Annotated in this window: 12 protein-coding genes; 9 read left to right on the top strand and 3 right to left on the bottom strand. The window is 57.9% G+C overall.

The genetic code is table 11. The features are described 5' to 3' along the window. Positions 1-359 precede the first annotated feature (359 nt). The 7 genes from FHW68_RS23220 to FHW68_RS23190 all read left to right on the top strand — a co-directional run bounded on the left by FHW68_RS23220 (position 360) and on the right by FHW68_RS23190 (position 7,403). Positions 360-1,274, top strand: coding sequence for a glutamate/aspartate ABC transporter substrate-binding protein (locus tag FHW68_RS23220; protein WP_095631390.1), 915 nt, complete (start codon positions 360-362; stop codon positions 1,272-1,274). 191 nt (positions 1,275-1,465) lie between these two features. Further along, positions 1,466-2,212 carry an amino acid ABC transporter permease gene (locus FHW68_RS23215; protein ID WP_008069477.1) on the top strand — a complete coding sequence of 249 codons (747 nt, stop codon included), beginning with the start codon at positions 1,466-1,468 and terminating at the stop codon, positions 2,210-2,212. Beyond that, positions 2,212-2,883: an amino acid ABC transporter permease gene (locus FHW68_RS23210; RefSeq protein WP_095631389.1), complete on the top strand. Its 672-nt coding sequence runs from the start codon at positions 2,212-2,214 to the stop codon at positions 2,881-2,883. The genes FHW68_RS23215 and FHW68_RS23210 overlap by 1 nt, the downstream gene beginning before the upstream one ends. Further along, the gene (locus FHW68_RS23205) at positions 2,880-3,614 is read left to right on the top strand and encodes an amino acid ABC transporter ATP-binding protein (protein WP_095631388.1); all 735 of its coding nucleotides are present in this window, start codon (positions 2,880-2,882) and stop codon (positions 3,612-3,614) included. The genes FHW68_RS23210 and FHW68_RS23205 overlap by 4 nt, the downstream gene beginning before the upstream one ends. A 224-nt stretch (positions 3,615-3,838) precedes the next feature. Next, the gene (locus FHW68_RS23200; RefSeq protein WP_095631387.1) at positions 3,839-5,740 is read left to right on the top strand and encodes a sensor histidine kinase; all 1,902 of its coding nucleotides are present in this window, start codon (positions 3,839-3,841) and stop codon (positions 5,738-5,740) included. Then, positions 5,737-7,065 (top strand): sigma-54 dependent transcriptional regulator, encoded by a 1,329-nt coding sequence (locus FHW68_RS23195; protein ID WP_183683302.1) that lies wholly within the window; start codon positions 5,737-5,739, stop codon positions 7,063-7,065. Before FHW68_RS23200 ends, FHW68_RS23195 begins: the two co-directional genes overlap by 4 nt. 8 nt (positions 7,066-7,073) lie before the next feature. Continuing rightward, a complete protein-coding gene (locus FHW68_RS23190; RefSeq protein WP_183683300.1) occupies positions 7,074-7,403 on the top strand; it encodes a GlpM family protein in 330 nt (109 codons plus the stop codon). A gap of 138 nt (positions 7,404-7,541) precedes the next feature. Here the strand turns inward: FHW68_RS23190 and FHW68_RS23185 are convergent, their stop codons facing one another. The 3 genes from FHW68_RS23185 to FHW68_RS23175 all read right to left on the bottom strand — a co-directional run bounded on the left by FHW68_RS23185 (position 7,542) and on the right by FHW68_RS23175 (position 10,446). Next, positions 7,542-8,450 (bottom strand): hypothetical protein, encoded by a 909-nt coding sequence (locus tag FHW68_RS23185; RefSeq protein ID WP_183683298.1) that lies wholly within the window; start codon positions 8,448-8,450, stop codon positions 7,542-7,544. Then, a complete protein-coding gene (locus FHW68_RS23180) occupies positions 8,447-9,142 on the bottom strand; it encodes a hypothetical protein (protein WP_095631383.1) in 696 nt (231 codons plus the stop codon). Before FHW68_RS23180 ends, FHW68_RS23185 begins: the two co-directional genes overlap by 4 nt. A 269-nt stretch (positions 9,143-9,411) precedes the next feature. Further along, positions 9,412-10,446, bottom strand: a complete 1,035-nt coding sequence (locus FHW68_RS23175) for an alpha/beta fold hydrolase (RefSeq protein WP_183683296.1) — start codon at positions 10,444-10,446, stop codon at positions 9,412-9,414. Positions 10,447-10,704: 258 nt separating this feature from the next. Between FHW68_RS23175 and FHW68_RS23170 the strand changes: the two genes are divergently transcribed. Both FHW68_RS23170 and FHW68_RS23165 read left to right on the top strand, forming a co-directional pair. Further along, complete coding sequence (locus tag FHW68_RS23170; protein WP_183683294.1) at positions 10,705-13,905, top strand: hypothetical protein; 3,201 nt, start codon at positions 10,705-10,707, stop codon at positions 13,903-13,905. Between the two features lie 196 nt (positions 13,906-14,101). Further along, complete coding sequence (locus FHW68_RS23165) at positions 14,102-19,675, top strand: dermonecrotic toxin domain-containing protein (RefSeq protein WP_183683292.1); 5,574 nt, start codon at positions 14,102-14,104, stop codon at positions 19,673-19,675. Positions 19,676-19,716 lie beyond the last annotated feature (41 nt).

Below are 19,716 nucleotides of genomic sequence, written 5' to 3'. Positions count from 1 at the left end.
TACGTTGTTCATGGCAATGATCTCCGATGAGCCCCCGGTGAAAGCTTAGTGGGCGATCACAGGGGGGGAGGCGGGGGTAGCCATTTCATTAGGTTGAGGGGATTCATTCGGTTTTCCGAACGCGACTTGCCGGTCGATTCGGTAAACCGGATCGCCCGATAGAAAATCCAATGCCATAAATATTTAATAGCCTTATAAATCAATGAGTTGATCTATATCGCCTGGCCTGGCACGAGTCATGCTCTACACTCTTGGACGAATGCCTGCTACGCCAACTCTTTTGGAGTGCTCAGGCGTTCGAAGCACCAAAAAGGGCCGATGAACTGGCTCCATATAAAAACAATGTCGAGGAAAATTTGATGCGCATCGTTCCCCATATCCTGGGCGCAGCCATTGCTGCCGCTCTGATTAGCACTCCAGTTTTCGCCGCCGAACTCACCGGCACACTGAAGAAGATCAAAGAGTCCGGCACCATCACCCTCGGGCATCGTGACGCTTCCATTCCGTTTTCCTACATCGCGGACGCTTCCGGCAAACCGGTTGGCTACTCCCACGATATCCAACTGAAAATCGTCGAAGCGATCAAGAAAGACCTGGACATGCCCAACCTCCAGGTCAAATACAACCTGGTGACCTCGCAAACCCGTATCCCGCTGGTGCAGAACGGCACCGTGGACGTCGAGTGCGGCTCCACCACCAACAACGTCGAACGTCAGCAACAAGTTGACTTCTCCGTCGGCATCTTCGAAATCGGCACCAAGCTGCTGGTCAAGAAAGATTCCCCCTACAAAGACTTCGCCGACCTCAAAGGCAAGAACGTCGTGACCACTGCGGGCACCACGTCCGAGCGCATCCTCAAGTCGATGAACGCCGACAAGCAGATGGGCATGAACGTGATCTCCGCCAAAGACCATGGCGAGTCCTTCCAGATGCTGGAAACCGGCCGTGCCGTGGCGTTCATGATGGACGACGCCTTGCTGGCCGGTGAAATGGCCAAGGCCAAGAAGCCAGCCGACTGGGTTGTGACCGGGACTGCACAGTCCAATGAAATTTACGGTTGCATGGTTCGCAAAGGTGACGCCCCGTTCAAGAAAGCTGTCGACGACGCCATCATCGCGACCTACAAATCCGGCGAGATCAACAAGATCTACGAGAAATGGTTCATGCAGCCAATTCCGCCAAAAGGCCTGAACCTGAACTTCCCGATGAGCGACGAGCTCAAGAACCTGATCGCCAATCCGACCGACAAAGCGGCTGACGAAAAGAAATCCTGATTTCTGACTAACCTTATCCCCTGAGAGAGCCTGTGCCCTTTCAGGGGTTGTCATTCCCTGCTGGCATTTCTGGAAACACTCGAACCGGTGGCTGTCGAGCCGCTCGTGTGTGCCCGACCGTCAAGGTCAGGGCGGGAACGGAGTCCCCAGGCGGGCATTTGTAAATCGATCGAATCCGAGGGGAGACCCTAATGAATTACAACTGGGACTGGGGCGTGTTCTTCAAGTCCACCGGTGTGGGCAGCGAGATTTATTTCGACTGGTACCTCTCCGGTTTGGGCTGGACCATCGCCATCGCCGTCGCGGCCTGGATCATCGCGCTGCTGCTGGGCTCGATTCTGGGCGTCATGCGCACGGTGCCGAATCGCATCGTATCGGGCATCGCGACCTGCTACGTCGAACTCTTCCGTAACGTGCCGCTGCTGGTTCAGCTGTTCATCTGGTACTTCCTGGTGCCCGACCTGCTGCCTGCGGATATCCAGGAGTGGTACAAACAGGATCTCAACCCTACCACCTCGGCGTTCCTCAGCGTCGTCGTGTGCCTGGGCCTGTTCACCACCGCTCGCGTTTGCGAACAAGTGCGCACCGGTATCCAGGCGCTGCCCCGCGGCCAGGAAGCCGCCGCTCGCGCCATGGGTTTCAAGCTGCCGCAGATCTACTGGAACGTGCTGCTGCCCCAGGCTTACCGCATCATCATTCCGCCGCTTACCTCGGAATTTTTGAACGTGTTCAAGAACTCCTCCGTTGCGTCGCTGATAGGCCTGATGGAGCTGCTCGCGCAGACCAAGCAAACCGCCGAGTTCTCCGCCAACCTGTTCGAAGCTTTCACCCTGGCCACGCTGATCTACTTCACGCTGAACATGAGCCTGATGCTGCTGATGCGTTCGGTCGAGAAGAAAGTCGCCGTACCGGGCCTGATTTCCGTAGGGGGTAAATGATGGAATTCGACTTCTCGGGCATCATTCCGTCCCTGCCGGGTTTGTGGAACGGCATGATCATGACCCTCAAGCTGATGGCCCTGGGCGTGATCGGCGGGATCATCCTCGGCACGATCCTGGCGCTGATGCGCCTGTCCCACAACAAACTGCTGTCGAACATCGCCGGCGCCTACGTTAACTACTTCCGCTCGATCCCGTTGCTGCTGGTCATCACCTGGTTCTACCTGGCGGTGCCGTTTGTATTACGCTGGATCACCGGCGAAGACACCCCGATCGGCGCGTTCGCCTCCTGCATCGTGGCCTTCATGATGTTCGAAGCCGCGTATTTCTGCGAAATCGTGCGGGCCGGCGTGCAGTCGATTCCCAAGGGCCAGATGGGCGCTGCCCAGGCGTTGGGCATGGAATACGGCCAGATGATGCGACTGATCATCCTGCCGCAAGCGTTTCGCAAGATGACCCCGTTGTTGCTGCAACAGAGCATCATTCTGTTCCAGGACACCTCGCTGGTGTATGCAGTGGGTCTGGTGGATTTCCTCAATGCCTCGCGTGCCAGTGGCGACATTATCGGCCGCTCCAATGAGTTCCTGATCTTCGCAGGTCTCACGTACTTCATCATCAGCTTTGCCGCCTCGCAGCTGGTCAAGCGTCTGCAAAAAAGGTTTGCCGTATGATCTCTATCAAGAATGTCAACAAGTGGTATGGCGACTTCCAGGTACTGACTGACTGCAGCACCGAGGTCAAAAAAGGCGAAGTGATTGTGGTGTGCGGGCCGTCCGGCTCCGGCAAATCCACCCTGATCAAATGCGTCAACGCCCTGGAACCGTTCCAGAAAGGCGACGTGATCGTCGACGGCACGTCCATCGCCGACCCGAAGACCAACCTGCCGAAACTGCGTTCGCGCGTGGGCATGGTGTTCCAGCATTTCGAACTGTTCCCGCACCTGAGCATCCTCGACAACCTGACCATCGCGCAAATCAAGGTGCTGGGCCGCAGCAAGGAAGAAGCCACCAAGAAAGCCCTGCAATTGCTTGAGCGCGTTGGCCTCTCCGCCCACGCCAAAAAGCACCCGGGCCAACTTTCCGGGGGTCAGCAACAGCGAGTGGCGATTGCCCGTGCGCTGGCGATGGATCCGATCGTCATGCTGTTCGACGAACCGACCTCGGCGCTGGACCCGGAAATGGTCAATGAAGTGCTCGACGTGATGGTGCAACTGGCCCACGAAGGCATGACCATGATGTGCGTGACCCATGAAATGGGCTTTGCGCGCAAAGTGGCCGACCGGGTGATTTTCATGGACCAGGGCAAGATCATCGAAGACTGCAAGAAAGAAGAGTTCTTCGGCGACATCACCGCCCGCTCCGACCGCGCGCAGCATTTCCTCGAGAAGATTCTGCAGCACTAAGAAAGGCACCGCTCCCCAACTGATGGGGGAGCGGACTTGTGTGGGAGTGAACCGCTTTTCGTAGGAGCCAGGCTTGCCGGCGAAAGCGCACTTAAGGACGCCTTCGCCGGCAAGCCTGGCTCCTACGGGATCCGATCGGGTTTGCCCGCTCACCACACACCGCTCCCCACAGGGGCTCGTGGGTATATGGATATTTGTGTTGTGGTTGACCCAAGGCATCTGTGATGAAATGCGACTCCACTCTCTATCGCGCCGCGCCGCCATCACTCGCCGTGAAACCCCGTTTGATTCGCCATCTGTTCCTGCCGCCACTGGTCATCGCCCTGATGATCGGATTGGGTTACATCGGTTTCTGGGTCAGTGAACACTACGGAATTCGCAACCTTAGCGAGAATGGCCAGCGTCAGCTGGAACTGCACGCCCGCGCCGTCGAGAGCGAGATCAGCAAGTACACCTACCTGCCCAGCCTGTTGGAACTCGAATCCAGTGTTTCAAAACTGCTGGCCGACACGTCGCCGGAACACCGGCAGACGGTTAACGAATACCTTGAAGGCCTGAACCGGCGCAGCCGCAGTCGGGCCATTTATGTGATGGACACCACCGGTCGCGTACTGGCCACCAGCAACTGGCGCGATGTCGACAGTTATCTGGGTGAAGACTTGTCCTTCCGCGCCTACTTCCAGAATGCCGTGCGCGGTCAGCCGGGTCGTTTCTATGGCATCGGCAGCACCAGTGGCGAACCCGGCTATTACCTGGCGCACGGGCTGGAAGAGCACGGCAAGATCATCGGCGTCGCCGTGGTCAAGGTCCGCCTCGAAGCCATGGAAGAACGCTGGCAGCGTGCGCGTCTGGAAGCTTTCGTCAGCGACGAGAACGGCATCATCATTCTTTCCAGCGATCCGGCGCGGCGGCTTAAATCGGTGGTGCCATTGAGCGAGCAAACCAAGGAAAAACTCGCCCGTAGCCTGCAGTACTACTGGTTTCCGCTCAATGAACTGCAACCGCTGGCGCGGGAGAAACTCGCCGAAGGCGAGGAAAAGCTGACCTTCCCCGCCAACAGCGAATTGATGTCCGAAGAAGAGAACATCAGCTACCTCTCGCAAACCCGGCCGCTGAGCGACACCCCATGGAACTTCACCCTGCTCACGCCCCTGCAGGATTTGCGGCGTGAAGCGATCAATCAGGGGATTCTGGTGGCAGTGGCGTTTGCGCTGGTTGCGTTTCTGCTGATTGCCTGGAACGAGCGGCGCAAAGTGATCGCCACCCGCCTCGCGGCGCGGGAAGCCTTGCAGGAAGCCAATAATCAACTGGAGCGCCGGATTACCGAACGCACCACCGACCTGCGCGCCAGTAACGAACGACTCAAGGGCCAGATCCGTGAACGGCGGCAGGCGGAAGAGACATTGCGCCGCGCCCAGGATGAACTGGTCCAGGCCGGCAAACTGGCGGCCATCGGCCAGATGTCCACCAGCATCGCCCACGAACTGAACCAGCCGCTGGCCGCCTTGCGAACCTTGTCCGGCAATACCGTGCGCTTTCTGGAACGTGGCCAGCTGGATGTAGCCAGCACCAACCTCAAGACCATCAATGAACTGATCGATCGCATGGGCCGGATCACTGCCAGCCTGCGTTCCTTCGCCCGGCGCGGCGATGACAAGGGCCAGGCCAGCCTCGGCAAAGCCGTGGACGCTGCCCTGCAGTTGCTGGGTAGCCGGGTGGAAAGTGCGCACCTGCAATTGCACCGCGACTTCAAAGACGTACAACTGCAGATAGACCAGACCCGCCTGGAACAGATCCTGGTCAACCTGATCGGCAACGCGCTCGATGCCATGCAGTCGCAGCCCCAGCCGGCGTTGTGGCTGGAGGGCGAGGCGTTCGATGGCAAGTATCGTCTGCGGGTACGCGACAACGGCCACGGCATCGATGCCGAAGCGCGCAAGCATCTGTTCGAACCGTTCTTCACCACCAAACCCGGCGAACAAGGCCTGGGCCTCGGCCTGACGCTTTCCGCCAGCCTGGCCGCCGCCACTGGCGGGCATCTGGGTGTCGAACACCCGGCCAGCGGTGGCACCACTTTCGTTCTCAGTTTACCGTTGGTAAGCCCCACTCCCGCCGAGCCAATATGAACAACGACCTTAGTGTGCTGATCGTCGAAGACGACCCCCATGTCCTGCTCGGTTGCAAGCAGGCGCTGACCCTGGAAGACATTCCCTGCGTGGGCGTCGGCAGCGCCGAAGAAGCGCTGGAACGAGTCGGCGATAACTTCGCCGGCATCGTCATCAGCGACATCCGCCTGCCGGGCATCGACGGCCTGGAACTGCTGACCCGGCTCAAGGCCCGCGATCGCAGCCTGCCGGTGGTGTTGATTACCGGCCACGGCGACATCTCAATGGCCGTCGGCGCGATGCAGAAAGGCGCCTATGACTTCATGGAGAAACCTTTCTCCCCCGAACGCCTGGTGGACGTCGCCCGCCGTGCGCTGGAACAACGCAGCCTGGCGCGGGAAGTGTCGTCGTTACGTCGACAACTGTTCGAGCGCGATTCCCTCGAAGGCCGGATCATTGGGCGCTCGCCGGCCATGCAAAACCTGCGGGAACTGATCGCCAACGTCGCCGATACCTCGGCCAACGTGCTGATCGAAGGCGAGACCGGTACCGGTAAAGAGTTGGTTGCGCGCTGCCTGCACGACTTCAGCCGCCGGCACACCAAACAGTTTGTCGCACTGAACTGCGGCGGCCTGCCGGAGAACCTGTTCGAAAGTGAAATATTCGGCCACGAGGCCAACGCCTTTACCGGTGCCGGCAAGCGGCGTATCGGCAAGATCGAACACGCCGACGGCGGCACGCTGTTCCTCGATGAAGTGGAAAGCATGCCGCTGCCGCTGCAGATCAAACTGCTACGGGTGTTGCAGGAACGCACCCTCGAACGCCTTGGCTCGAACCAGAGCGTGGCGGTGGATTGCCGGGTGATTGCCGCGACCAAGTCCGATCTGGATCAATCGAGCAAGGCCGGCGAGTTTCGCAGCGACTTGTATTACCGCCTGAACGTGGTGACCCTGGAACTGCCGCCGCTGCGCGAACGCCGCGAAGACATCCTGCAATTGTTCGAACACTTTTTGCAGCAGTCATCCTTGCGCTTCGACCGCGCAGCGCCGGAGCTGGACAACCAGACCCTGTCGAACCTGATGAGCCATGACTGGCCAGGCAACGTGCGCGAATTGCGCAACGTCGCCGAGCGTTTCGCATTGGGCCTGCCGGCCTTCAAAAAATCCGGCACCAATGGCAGCAATCAGGGCCTGGCCTTCGCCGAAGCGGTGGAAGCGTTCGAACGCAACCTGCTCAGCGACGCCTTGCAGCGCAGCGGCGGCAACCTGACCCAGGCCAGCCAGGAACTGGGGATGGCCAAGACCACGCTGTTCGACAAAGTGAAGAAATACGGGTTGAGCCACTGATGGACCTGATGTTCAAAGCAACCCTGGGCGCGGCGGTGGTGGTGATTCTGGCCATGCTGGCCAAGACCAAAAACTATTACATCGCCGGCCTGGTGCCGCTGTTTCCGACCTTTGCGCTGATCGCTCATTACATCGTCGGCAAGGGGCGCTCGCTGGATGACCTGAAAACCACCATCGTGTTTGGCATGTGGTCGATCATTCCGTACTTCGTCTACCTGGCGACCTTGTACGTGATGGTCGACCGGATGCGGCTGGAGGCTTCATTGGCGGTGGCGGCGGTGGCGTGGTTGATGGCGGCGACGGTGTTGGTGACGGTGTGGGTGCGCCTCCACGGCTGAGGTGACAACACACCTGTAGGAGCTGCCGCAGGCTGCGATCTTTTGATCTTGATTTTTTCCAGACCGCTGAAGGTCAAGATCAAAAGATCGCAGCCTTCGGCAGCTCCTACGGGTACGGGGTACGGGCAGGCCGTTTGGTTACTGTCCGTAAACCTTCTGCAACTGCGCTGGTGTCAGCGCCTCTTCAAACGGCACCGGCACTGACTTCACCGCCCCGTAAAGGTTGCGATAACGCCAATAGTTACCGTTGTTGGCCAGTTGATAACCACGCTCGACCACTCGCTGGCCATCAAGCACATAACGCAAGGTTTCCTGGGCGGCCGCTGGCGGTGTCGGTTGCATCAGGTCGGTGGATAAAACGCGCATCGATTCGTCGATACACTCGTCGAGCACCGCCGTGACCTTCGCCAGATCGAGGCCGCCATCGTCGATGCATTGCTTGCCACAGCGCCGAATCGGCTGGCTGACCACCTCGATCCGCATGCGATACAACGCCGAGCCGGCAATGTCCTGGACTTGCACCTGATTGACCAGCACGAAACTGCCGCGATCAGGGGTGAGCATCAGTTTGGGCTCTATCACCAGGCGCGCGGTAACCTGCCCTTCTCCCTGTTTGAACCCGGCCACTTGCGACGCCTGTTGATAGCGCTTTTGCAGACGCTCCTGCAACGGAACGCCTGCAAGCAAGTCGGCCATCGGTCGCGCCTCCTTGAGCGCGGTTTTTTCCGCATCGCGCTGCAAGCTGCCGCTGCCCATTTGGGTGTTGATCAGGCTGGCGACCAACAAGCCGGCAAGCCCGGCAGTGTTGCCCGAACTCGCCACCAGATTATGGCTTGACGACGCAGCCTTCAAAGCCGCCTGGGAGTCGATCACGGTGCTGGCCCCCACAAAGGATGGCGGCAACTGCACATCGACCTTAAGCCCGTGGGCCTGGACGTAGGGCAAGGCGCTCTGATCCTTGAAGCCGGCCTCGGGGGCCGGCTTTTGTGCACACCCCGTCAGCATCAACAGGGCCAGCGCACCGGCTGCGATGGGCGGACGCTTCATTGCGCGAACGGGGTAATCATTTGCTGACGGCTATTGTCCACAGCCTGATAGAACGCGTTGGACAGGTTGGTGTAAGTCGGCTCGTCCCATTCGCCCTGGGCGGCTTGCGTAGCGACAAAGGGTTTGAACCACAGCAGTTTGTTGTCTGCCAGATCGATCACCATGCCCTGCCCGCCCACCTGCGCCATCGGCACGCTGGTCGGCACGACACTGTAGTAGCTGCGGGTAGCGCCGGTGGCATAGACATTCACCAGCAGCAGACGATCGACGCCATAGGCGGCCTTGACCGGGGTCATGTCCCGCGTCATGTAGCCTTCGCGGAAACTGGTTTCCTTATACATCTTCAGGTCGAACGGCTCGTCGATCCGCTTGGCTTTGTAACCCTTGGCCTGCAGCTTGGCGACAAGGACATCGGGCAAGGTGTTGAGGTCGCCCACTTGCCATTTTTCGACGTTGTCACTGAGCTTGTTGTTAACACCTTTGTTGATGGCGTAATCGAGAATCCCCTGATTGCCGGTCAATGCCAGTACCGGTTCCGGCACCACGGTGATCGCCACGCCGATAGTCGACTCCTTGGCATCCCAGAATTGGTGGTCCAGCGGTACTGGAGGTTGTACGTGAGCACAGCCTGTGAGGGCCAGGCAGGCGAGCAATGTCAGTGCTGCCCAAGTGCGCAGAGCGTGAAGAGTCATGGATCAAGTCCCTATGATTATTAACGATGTTGCCTATGTCGGCAGCGTCGGCAAAAACCGTAGTGGCACATTGATATATTTTTCGATTCAGCGGCTAAACGATGCGGTACCTGCAGCCGCTTCCACAGGTTTTGAAGTGTCCGGGAGGCGCACAACGGCCCCCCCTTCAAGTCTAAACATACAAGCGAGCCTGCTCGCGATAGCGGTCTGTCTGCTACATCAATACTGACCGGTCCGCCATCATCGCGAGCAGACATTGGATTTGGGTGTTAGAGAAGATTGTGTTCGGCCACTGGATCGATTTGAGCCCAGTGTGAGGTGTCTTCGCGGTGGGCCTGTAAATACGGCAACACCGCCGCCAGCAACGGTGCCTTGAACGCCTCCTGGAAACGATGGGCCAGCCCAGGAATCAGCTTCAACTGACTGCCGCGAATGTGCGCCGCCAAATGCACGCCATGCATCACCGGCAACAACGGATCGGCGGTGCCGTGAACCACCAGCGTCGGCACCCGCAATTGATTGAGCAGCGCCACACGGCTCCGTTCAGCGAGGATCGCCATGATCTGGCGCTTCACGCCTTCCGGGTTGAATGCCCGGTCATAAGACTGCGCTGCCTGCTGCAACAACGCCTGCCGGTCATCGCTCACCGCCGGGCTACCCAACGCCGCCAGCAAATCGGCCTGTTGCTCCAGCGCCACTTCGCGATTCGGCGCACCACGTCGCGCGAGTAACTGCACCAGCGCCGCACTCGGCGCCGGCAAACCTTCGGCCCCCGAGCTAGTCATCAGCAAGGTCAGGCTCTCGATACGCTGCGGCGCCATGGCCGCCATATGCTGGGCGATCATCCCGCCCATGCTCGCGCCCAGCACGTGGAATTGCTCGACGCGCAAGGCATCCATCAGCCCAAACGCATCATCTGCCATGTCGGTCAGGGTGTACGGCGCCGATACCGGCAAGCCGAGTTTGTAGCGCAGCACTTCGAGCGTCAGGTTGGCATCGACCGGCGTCTGCCGCCAAGTGGAGAGCCCCACATCGCGGTTGTCGTAACGGATCACCCGAAAACCCTGCTGACACAACGCAACCACCACCTCGTCCGGCCAGTGAATCAACTGCCCGCCCAGGCCCATCACCAGCAACAACGCAGGGTCCGAGGCACGGCCAATGCTCTGGTAGGCCAGGCTCACGTGTTCCAGATCGACCCGCTCGGTCGGAACATCGACATCGCACCGCGAAGCCGCCAGGGACGGCAAGCTGAACAATAAAGCGGCCAGAAAAGTGGCCGCCGATAACAAAAAAGCACGCATGAAAAACACCGAAACGCAGAACTCCAGTAGAGCGCGAGTCTGATGAAGTTTGTTCAAGCGCGCTGCCACAGTTACGTGACAGTTTGATGAAGATTGCTGAATGGTCGTACCAGCCGGCGACAGCTACCGTCGGTCAGAAAAGGGCCTCACCCTGTTAGTTCTGACAGTAGCAATAATTCATCCTCTGGAATTCAATCGATCGGCGCGTGCCGAACGTTGATTGCGGGCTCGCGGTTAATTCAGACCTCGGAGCGTCCCATGAACACGATTGCAAATGTGCCATCCCTATTTGAAGACTCATCTTTTGATCATACGGATTACAACGACCCTCATACATTCGATGGCCAAGTCGATGTGCGCCCTCCTCAACCGGATTCGGGGACCATATTCGGCGTTCTTGCGCTGTTTGCCTTGCGATTTCCGTTTTCAGTCCCCTCCAAAAATGATGCCGTCATCGGCATCAACTACAAAACTGTCTATGATGACCCTCGTGGAGCATTGATAAAAATCCTCTTTTATACCAATCGAACTCCAGAAGATGTCATTACCATATGGTTCACTGGCATCGATGCCGTGCACACCATTGAAGTCCCTAAAGACATCAACGACGACGATGATGTAGAAACCTATATTCCAGCCATTTACTTTAAGCAAGCAGCCCAGTTCTCTTCAGATGGAAATATAGAGATTTGGTACTTCGTCAAACGTAAAAGCGATAACACTTCAGAGAAATCAACAGTACTGACCGCACGCATTAAAGTCGACCTGCCGGGCGGCAAAGACCCCGACCCTGACACGCCACATCACCAAGCCTTACTCGCACCAAAACTTCCAGAACAACTGGAAAAAGAAGGTGCTGTTACAGAATCCTGGATCAAAGCAGGTGTAACGGTGTCTGTGCCTCACTATTTATTTATGACGCTGGGGGATGTCATTCAGATCTTATGGGGGACGGCGACCGTCTCTTATACTGTAAGAGCGCTTATACAGCCTGGAGAGTTCATTGAAATCCTGATACCGGGTGAGAAGATCCTTGAATCTGGAGAGACCTATCTGGCAAAAATCCGATACTGGATAACCGATGAACTGCAAAACGATTCAAGTGACTTTTCGGAATTCAAGGAGTTTCCCGTCAGGGCCGGCGAAACTCGGTTACGAGCCCCGTTGGTAAAAGGTGTCGACAGCCAGGATCGACTTTTTCTGGATAAAATCGCTCCAAATCCCGGCATCATTCAGGTGCTGGCATTGGACTCTCCATTTATACCTGGAGATGCCGTCATTGTGACATTGAGTGTCTCTACTCAAGATGGCGACAGGGTGCTTTTTGTAAAAGAGCAGATTATAAGCGGCCCATCAATCATGGAGTTCGAAGTACCTTACGAAACCCTGCGGGAGATACCTCCCGGCCCGGTTAAGGTAAGGTATGACTTAAAGAAACCTGATCAGACCCTGATTCCGTCGAATCATTACTTGTTCATTCTGGTGGCCAAGGCCATTTTACTGACCAAGCCTTTGGTCATAGAAGCCAAACGCGGTTATGTTTCACACTTGCTCCCCCGAGCCATTGTCGAAGTCGCTCCTTATCTGGACATGCGCGTCAATCAAAAAATAACGATCTACTGGTTTGTTACCCGATTCAATGGGCAAACCCACCTCTATGAAACTTACCGCCCCGTGACCAAAGGATTGGTAAACCGCCCGGTTCCTTTCAATATCAGCGGACCAGAGCACATCAATCGATTCAACACGTCAAAACTGGAAGTATGGTTCAAGGTAACCGAGCCGGATGGCATGACTGAACGTCATTCCTACCGTGAACGCTTATATATCGGGGATGTACAACCTTATTACCCACCCCCTTCATTTCACCCCAGTTACGGCCCGGTTCTGGAAGATGGGATTCTTTTAATCGAAAAAATCAGTGTGTTTATCGACGCCTTTATCGAAGCATTGAAAGATCTAAAGCTCCGTGAAACATTGTTTTTTCGATGGGAGAACGAAAATGGCGAACCCATTTTCGAGGAAGTACTTGAAATAGTCCCAGCCAACATTAATCACGACTTTCTTTTTCTGCTGGAAGAACAACTATTTAAAGAGCAACTGGATCGCTATGCCCACATCTTCTATTGGATAGAAGATCCGGACGGCTGGCCAAGGGCATCGCAAGCGCTGGTATTTCGCATTGGTGAGATCATCCCCAAAATCGAAAGCCTGAAAGATAGTAAAGGCGAAATTCTGGAAGGAACGTTCGACAACAGAGTTGATTTGAAGGGTAGTGCCAGGCCGAACCGCTCAGTCAACGTTTACGACCGAGGCGTACTGAAAGCGCCCATTACGGCAGACGGTGATGGCATCTGTACCTATGTTATGGAAAATCTGAGTGCGGGGTTGCATAGCATTGTTCTGGAAGGCGACTACGGAAACAATCCAAGGTCCGATGCCCGGGATTTCAATGTATTGGTGGCACAGATGCCGCAGATCACCTCAATCAAAACGCCCCAGGGCAACGCGGTTCCTCACAACCAAAGTACCATCGCCAGAACGCTGACGTTATCCGGTAGCGCCAACGCCAACCAGCAGGTGGAAGTCTGGCAGGGCAATGTTTCGAAAGGCCCTGTTCCGGTCGACGCAAGTGAAAACTGGGGTCTGGTTGTGAGTAATTTGACTTACGCCCTTCATCATTTCACCGCCAAAGCGCTTTACGGAACCGGGCTGACATCTCCCACCAGGACTGTCCGTGTCGTAGAAGCCCTGACCCCTGTCATCACATCCATCGTGGATATCAGAGATCGCCCGATCGGTCGCGGTACCGGTACTTATAGCCGAACGGTCAAAATGACCGGTACCGCCACCGCCAATCAACAGGTACACATACTCCTCAATTCCGTGGTGAAACAGACTATTGCGGTTGGGGCAAACGGCATCTGGAGCACTTCCTTGCCAGGGCTGACTGTCGGCACTTACAGCATTGTTGTCAGACCGGTCTATGGTGGCCAGGATTCGGCTTCATGGGGCTTTAGCGTGCTGCAATGGCTCACCGACGATGTGACCACATTCGATCACTGGAATGGCTGGGTTGCGGGTCCGGCAGCGGCCCGCGGCGATTTGACCCTGCGATATGAACAGGGTAACTGGCGACTCAATAACTACACCTACTCCCAAAACTCCGCCGGGGTGGTGATGCAAAAAACCTTCCACAACCTGGAAGTGAATGGACTTTATCGCTTCTATGTAGCATTGGTTCGTTATGACGGTCGTTATGCCTATCCCATTCTGTCGCTGATGGTCGACGGAGTAGCGATAACCTCCCCCATCCATATCACAAGCAAAACCTGGACAACCCTCTGGGGGGATTTCCACGCCAGGGCTTCGCAGATGACGTTACAAATTTACAGCCACCTGAGTACCGGTAATGGCAACGATTGGGAGGGTGATAATTTCCGGCTCGTTCATCTTTGAGAAGTCAATCAGCGGAATTAACAACCCGCCCGCTTTCATCCGAGGGGCGGGTGCGTTGTTTTAGGGGCAAAGCACAGCAACGAGAAATGCCTTTCGATACCGATAACTATGTACCACCACCCCCCTTCACAACTGACCTCTAATGGCCGCGACGCCGGAACAAACCGGCCCTCTTGCCCTCTGGAGACCAGTCGCCATGCCCGACGCCCCCAAGCCCACATTGATCGATTTCGGCCTTTCCTGCCCGCTAGCCCCCAACCCGGATCAGAGCCTGCTCCTGACCGCCTTGCAACGCTGGCGCGGTTGTCACCAGCAATGGCTCGAACTGATGGCCCAAGTCCCGAAGGCTCGCACCTCGATCAGCCAATTGCTCAAAGAACACCAGGAGCTTGACGGCAACCGGGTCGGTTTCGGTTTCTTTGCCACCGCTAACCGACCTGAACACTTTGTCAGCCTGACTCACGCCTGCGCCTTTATACTGCAACAGCCCGCGATCGACGCTTCACTCAATACGCGATGCGTGGTGATCGGGCTTGAAAAAGAACACCGCCTTTACGGCAAATCTCCCGCTCAATTGCTCGAACAGCTCAAAAATCTCAACCCGGCGCACTTGCTCAATCATTCCTTGGAGCGTTGGTGGAATGCCCGAGCGCCCGGTACGGCAATATCGCGCCGAGCGTTGGCTATCCAGCTGTATCGTCAGCACTTCGAAGCCTCAAGCCTGGTGGTCCATACCCAGCGCATGTTGACGGCCGAACAGATGAACCCCTTGCTGGCGCTGATCGATGCCTTCAGCGCCAGCGTGACTGCCGACGTTCCGTCGATGGCTATCCATCAGCTGGCGCTCAGGTCCACTGACGATCGGCGAGTCGAGTTGCCCGGGGCTTTGCTCATCAGTACCGAGCAACCGGCCGCGCAATGGCTGTACCTGCCAGACCAGCAACCGGCCTGGAAGCACTTCCAGCACCGTCATGAGGTGGAAAACTGGCTGATCGCACACCCGCCAGAGAAGGTCGAAATGTCCCGATTCGGCAGCATCAGCCTCGAATACACCCGCATCGGAACCACGCCACTGGAGGTGGCTGCCGAGCAGTTGATTGCGCACGTATCGGTCGCCTGGATGGACAGCATTCGTCAGGGCAATGGCAGTGATATCAGCGAGCATGGCGCCACGGCGCTGGACGCCGCCGACCGGCTGGATCAGCAATACGCTGTTTTTGCCGAGCCTGCAGAACAGCCGGTAGTCATCAACCCCGAAGAGCCAGGCATCGATAGCATTGCGCAGTTCGGTTTGCTCAATCCCGATATCACGCTGGACATTCGCCAGCGTGCCGTGGCGTACCACTGCGCAGCCCTTGAAACCTTGCTTGGCACAGAGTCCGCGGGCGATCTGGATGACCCACGCCTGCAGAACCTGAAACAACTGCTCGACGCCCTGACAGCCGCCGAACAGGCCAGCCACACCGCCGCGTCGGCATTACTGAACGCCCGCGACGTGCTGAAGATGCTGGAATTGCGTCATACCCCGAACCCACATTACCGCGCGCTGTATCAGGCACGGCTGACAGGGTTGCGCGTCGAGTCCGAGATTCAACTGACCCTGAACCAGATCAGTCGTGAAGAGCACCAGATGCTCAAGGCTGTTCTGGATGCGCCCATCCGGATGGATCGCAAGGCCGAGGTGGCGGTCGCACGGCTGACGCTGTCGACCTCTGAAGGCGATGACGGCAGCCCTCAAACCGAGGAACTGGAAGGCGTGCTGCTGATCGCGCATCCATCGGTGCTGGACGGTACCGAGTCGCACAGCCTGTTGCTTTATTGGCCCGGCCGATTCGGTGGCTTGCAGCGTTTTGCTTCACGACGTGCACTGGAACAAACGCTGTTCAAACGGAGTGCCACCGACGACGTATTGACCTTGCAGTTGAGCGAGCTGACCGGCGACCCATTCCAATACACACTGCAGGATCAGCTCTACCGTTGCGAACAGCAGGTTGTTCAACTGATTGCCGACAACCCTGTGCCATCCCATGCCAGGCAGCGAGCAGCGGCGCTGGAAGCACTACGCGAACGCACCCTCGCCCGCCTGACAGTGCCGATACCCGCCGCCCGGGAATTGGCCTTCGCGCAACTCATCGAGCAAAACCACAGCAGTGCCCTGGCGCGAGCGCTGCCGCAGTGGCTCGACACGCTGTCTGATGCTCGGCGTTTGCAGCTCAAGCGTCTGTTCAAAACCTGCATTGCGGCCATGAAGCAATCCCATGAACTGCTCGAAAGGGACCTGCCGTCACGGGATGATTTCAGCAAAAAACGCATCGACGCCCGCCTGCGCCAGGACTTTTCCCTTACGCAAGGCTTTGTGGTGATGATCGATCTGCCCGACTCGACGCAATGGCAGAAGGTCGTGATCGAAGGTGCCGCAGCGGGAACACCTCAAGAGAATGTACTGATCGCCAGCAAAACCCGCAGCAAACTGTCCCTTGTCGAACTGGCGCAATCGAACATCGATCAGCCCCTGTGGTGGCGACTGTCGTTCATGCAGGTCGAAGTCACCGCGGATACCGAGCCAGATCGCACAGCGCTGAACACCGGCATCACCCCGCCTTACCTGCGCGAACTGGTGACCGAGCTGGATCTGGCCGGCCACTATGAGACACGGATCCGCGAGGCGTTTCTTGGCGCTCCCGGCGCCTCGGCCTTCGACCTTGAATATCGCCGTGAACGCCTGAGCGAACCCTGGCGCCTGATGCTCAAACTGCAAGGTGAGTTTGCCTTGTTGCAACGGCAGATCGATGCCCATGGACAACACGTGTTGAACATCGCCATCGACGCCAATACCCGGCAAGCCTTTGCAGCCCAGGGCAAGCGTATCGTGCTGCTGCCGGCGCATCTGACCGTGGGCGGCGAGGATACGCCGCAGCAAGGCCCGAGCACTTTGTCTGGTATCACTTTCATCGAGGAACAGGTCAGCGGCCTGACACTGCTCTATTTACCGGACTGCCCTGACGGAATCTACCTGCGCCAGTACGACAGCCTTGAGCAGGCACGCCAAGGCCTGTTCAACCTGTGCCTGCACACCGGCATGATCAACTATCTGGCCGGACGCGCGTTGGCGGGAGATTTCGCCTTTCATGTCAGCCGAATCAATCAGGCCCTGCTGCGCAACTTCACTGCGCTGATCGGCGTCGGCATCCCATGGCCGGCCACCACGTCCCTGGCCGCGCACTTGCTCAATGTGCATATGGGGCGCTTGCTGGAAGCCCATCGAAGCACCTCCCGCTCCAACGATGCGTTGTATCTGGAGCGCTGTGCATTGCAGTCCGGCGCGATGTTCAATTACCTGAAAATGGCCTTGGGCATGGTGCCTTTCGTGGGTTCGGCAGTCGCGCTGTATGACGCCTGGGACAGCGCCAACCTGGCGCTCGCCGCCTTCCTGCGGGGCGATGTCGGTCACGGTCTGGCCGACGTTGAATCGGTGTTGCTGTCATTGATCGACGCGGCCATGGATCTTCTTCCTGGCGCCGCTGCGACACCCGGTGCAGCCCGTGCCGTCACCCGCCGTCGCCAGTTGCGAACGCTGGCCGGGAAAGCCGGGGCCATGCGAGTGCCCTCGCGGCGACAGGCCCGTAGCGTCCTCGATTACTTCAAAGGTTATGAATACGAACACGAGATTTCTCTGGCGGGCCTGCAACCGGCCACACACGGGATCTATCGCAATGTCTACCGGCATGCTGACGGCGACTTCATGATCAGCCAGGGTCGCATCTACCGGATCGAATTGAGCGATGCGCCGCGTGGCTGGCGCTTGTACGGCACCTGGGCACGCGCCTACAAACAACCGATCGCCCTTGACGAGGCCGGCCACTGGAACACCCACTATGCCGTACACGGTACCTTGATGGAGGGCGGTGGCGCGGGTGGCGGTGCGGTGCTCGGGCTTCTGGCCGACGGCATGGACCCACTCTGGCCCGCCGCCATCCGTCACAGGCTGCCCCGCTGGTGGACTGATCGTCACTTGCGCCGCCAACTGACCCTGACCAACACCGCCGACGCCTATACCCGACGCCTGGACACTCAAACCCGCAGCACCAACGTTGCCCTGGAACGCTATTACGCCAGCGCCCCGGCCCAGCGCCCTCCCCTGCGATCGTCTCTGGAAAGCGCCTGCCTGACCGATATCGAGATCGCCCGGAACAGCTATCAGAACCTGGTGGACCTGTTGCCTTTGAGCCATGGCAGAAAACGCACGCAGATCGAGGACTTGCAAAGCCGCAGTGCCTGGGTGGTGGTCGACCGCACGGTACACCGAATCCAGTTCGGCAAAGAACGCCTGGTGGAACACCTCGACCGGATCGATGAACTCCTTACCCGTTCAGACACCACGCCCATCAACGACACCCGCGCCCACTTGCGCCTGATGGAACAACGCAAGAACACGCGCAAAGCCTTCCTTCAGGAATTCGATCAGGCTTATGCCGCCATGGAGCAGGTCAATCTCTGGAACCGTCGAATCACCCAGCGGGAGCATAAAGCCAGAATGGCGGCTGACGTGGCGACCGTGAACAAAACGTTAAGCGAGAGCAATTACCGTTACCTGAAAACGGCTCACCTCCTTGAAATCATCAGTCGTGTCGATGCCGTCGATGACACCACCTGGCTTTATTTCCACGCGCAACTGAAACAGGCCCGCACCCAAGTGGGGCGCGCACTCTTTACCCAGCACAATCTGCCGCAAGTGCGTGCCAGCCTGGCCCAGCGGAATCGGGTATTCGACGACTGCCTGGCAACCTACACCGATTTCCGTCGCAACCTGAACGCCTGGACACTGGGTTACCCGCAACATCTGGATCTGGAGCAGGTGGCGCCGTTTCTGGAGAACCTGGCGAAGGTCGAAGAGCTCGCGCGAAACGCTCTGCGCAACCGCACGGCTATCACGCCAACGGAAGGCACAACCGGCAAGAAGCTCTTTGAAACCGAAGACAGTCGACTGCTGGTCGGCGTCGAGCACACCGATGCCGCCACTCGGCAAAAGCGCTTCACGATCGAGGGCGTCGACGGTCGTACGGAAACCTGGTTACCGCGCTCCAGTGGCAAATACCACCTCAGTGAACCGGCTGTGTCGGCGCAAACGCCGCTGGCCTCGGATGTTCAGCCGTTGCTGGCCGAAGCCAGAAAAAGACTCGCAGCGGTGCCCACTTATAAAAACAGAGTCGAGGGTTATGCCCGGCAAGACATGCTGCCAGTGGACCTGGAACACATGATGAGCATCGAAGCCAGCGAGTTATCGATGCGCGCCCAAGCCATCGAACGCCTCTCGCCCCATGATCCATTGGTACGGCATTTGTCCGACCAGGTTCGGGACCTTACGCGAGCCGGACGCACCCTGCGCATCGAGCAGTCCATGAACAGCAAAACCCCGACCGAGGGTTATCTGGATTACCTGCTGGAACAACGGGTAATAGACATCCGCAAGGAAGGCGGACTGCGGGATCTGGGCAAGCGCCCGGACGGTCGGCGGGATTTTCTGCAGGAGTATGAAGTTCGCGATTTGACCCGCCAGCCGCCGCAACCCCTGTGGTATGCGCACTTTCATTACCCCTCGGCGAAGTCGCCGTTCAACGACTTCGTCAAAGGTCATCTGAAATTGCCTGAACAGCGCAACCTGGGCCTGCAATGGCAACAGGCGCAAGCCAGCAGCGGCGCTGCGGTGGAGCCAATCTGGCGGGGCGACATCGGTAAACCGCTGGCGCTCAAACATTTTTCACGGCTATGAAGAATGACAACGGAGCGTGGGAGGCGCGCTCCGTTGCCAGT

Origin of the sequence: Pseudomonas sp. Tn43 (assembly GCF_014192635.1) — a bacterium.
Taxonomy (GTDB): Bacteria; Pseudomonadota; Gammaproteobacteria; order Pseudomonadales; family Pseudomonadaceae; genus Aquipseudomonas.
Note: the sequence above shows the minus strand (reverse complement) of the source record. Positions and strands in the feature narration are given on the sequence as shown.

What these genes read in the sequence shown, in the direction of transcription:
- FHW68_RS23220 (WP_095631390.1), top strand. Translation starts at nt 360, where the DNA reads ATGCGCATCGTTCCCCATATCCTGGGCGCAGCCATTGCTGCCGCTCTG.
- FHW68_RS23215 (WP_008069477.1), top strand. Translation starts at nt 1,466, where the DNA reads ATGAATTACAACTGGGACTGGGGCGTGTTCTTCAAGTCCACCGGTGTG.
- FHW68_RS23210 (WP_095631389.1), top strand. Translation starts at nt 2,212, where the DNA reads ATGGAATTCGACTTCTCGGGCATCATTCCGTCCCTGCCGGGTTTGTGG.
- FHW68_RS23205 (WP_095631388.1), top strand. Translation starts at nt 2,880, where the DNA reads ATGATCTCTATCAAGAATGTCAACAAGTGGTATGGCGACTTCCAGGTA.
- FHW68_RS23200 (WP_095631387.1), top strand. Translation starts at nt 3,839, where the DNA reads ATGAAATGCGACTCCACTCTCTATCGCGCCGCGCCGCCATCACTCGCC.
- FHW68_RS23195 (WP_183683302.1), top strand. Translation starts at nt 5,737, where the DNA reads ATGAACAACGACCTTAGTGTGCTGATCGTCGAAGACGACCCCCATGTC.
- FHW68_RS23190 (WP_183683300.1), top strand. Translation starts at nt 7,074, where the DNA reads ATGTTCAAAGCAACCCTGGGCGCGGCGGTGGTGGTGATTCTGGCCATG.
- FHW68_RS23185 (WP_183683298.1), bottom strand. Translation starts at nt 8,450, where the DNA reads ATGAAGCGTCCGCCCATCGCAGCCGGTGCGCTGGCCCTGTTGATGCTG.
- FHW68_RS23180 (WP_095631383.1), bottom strand. Translation starts at nt 9,142, where the DNA reads ATGACTCTTCACGCTCTGCGCACTTGGGCAGCACTGACATTGCTCGCC.
- FHW68_RS23175 (WP_183683296.1), bottom strand. Translation starts at nt 10,446, where the DNA reads ATGCGTGCTTTTTTGTTATCGGCGGCCACTTTTCTGGCCGCTTTATTG.
- FHW68_RS23170 (WP_183683294.1), top strand. Translation starts at nt 10,705, where the DNA reads ATGAACACGATTGCAAATGTGCCATCCCTATTTGAAGACTCATCTTTT.
- FHW68_RS23165 (WP_183683292.1), top strand. Translation starts at nt 14,102, where the DNA reads ATGCCCGACGCCCCCAAGCCCACATTGATCGATTTCGGCCTTTCCTGC.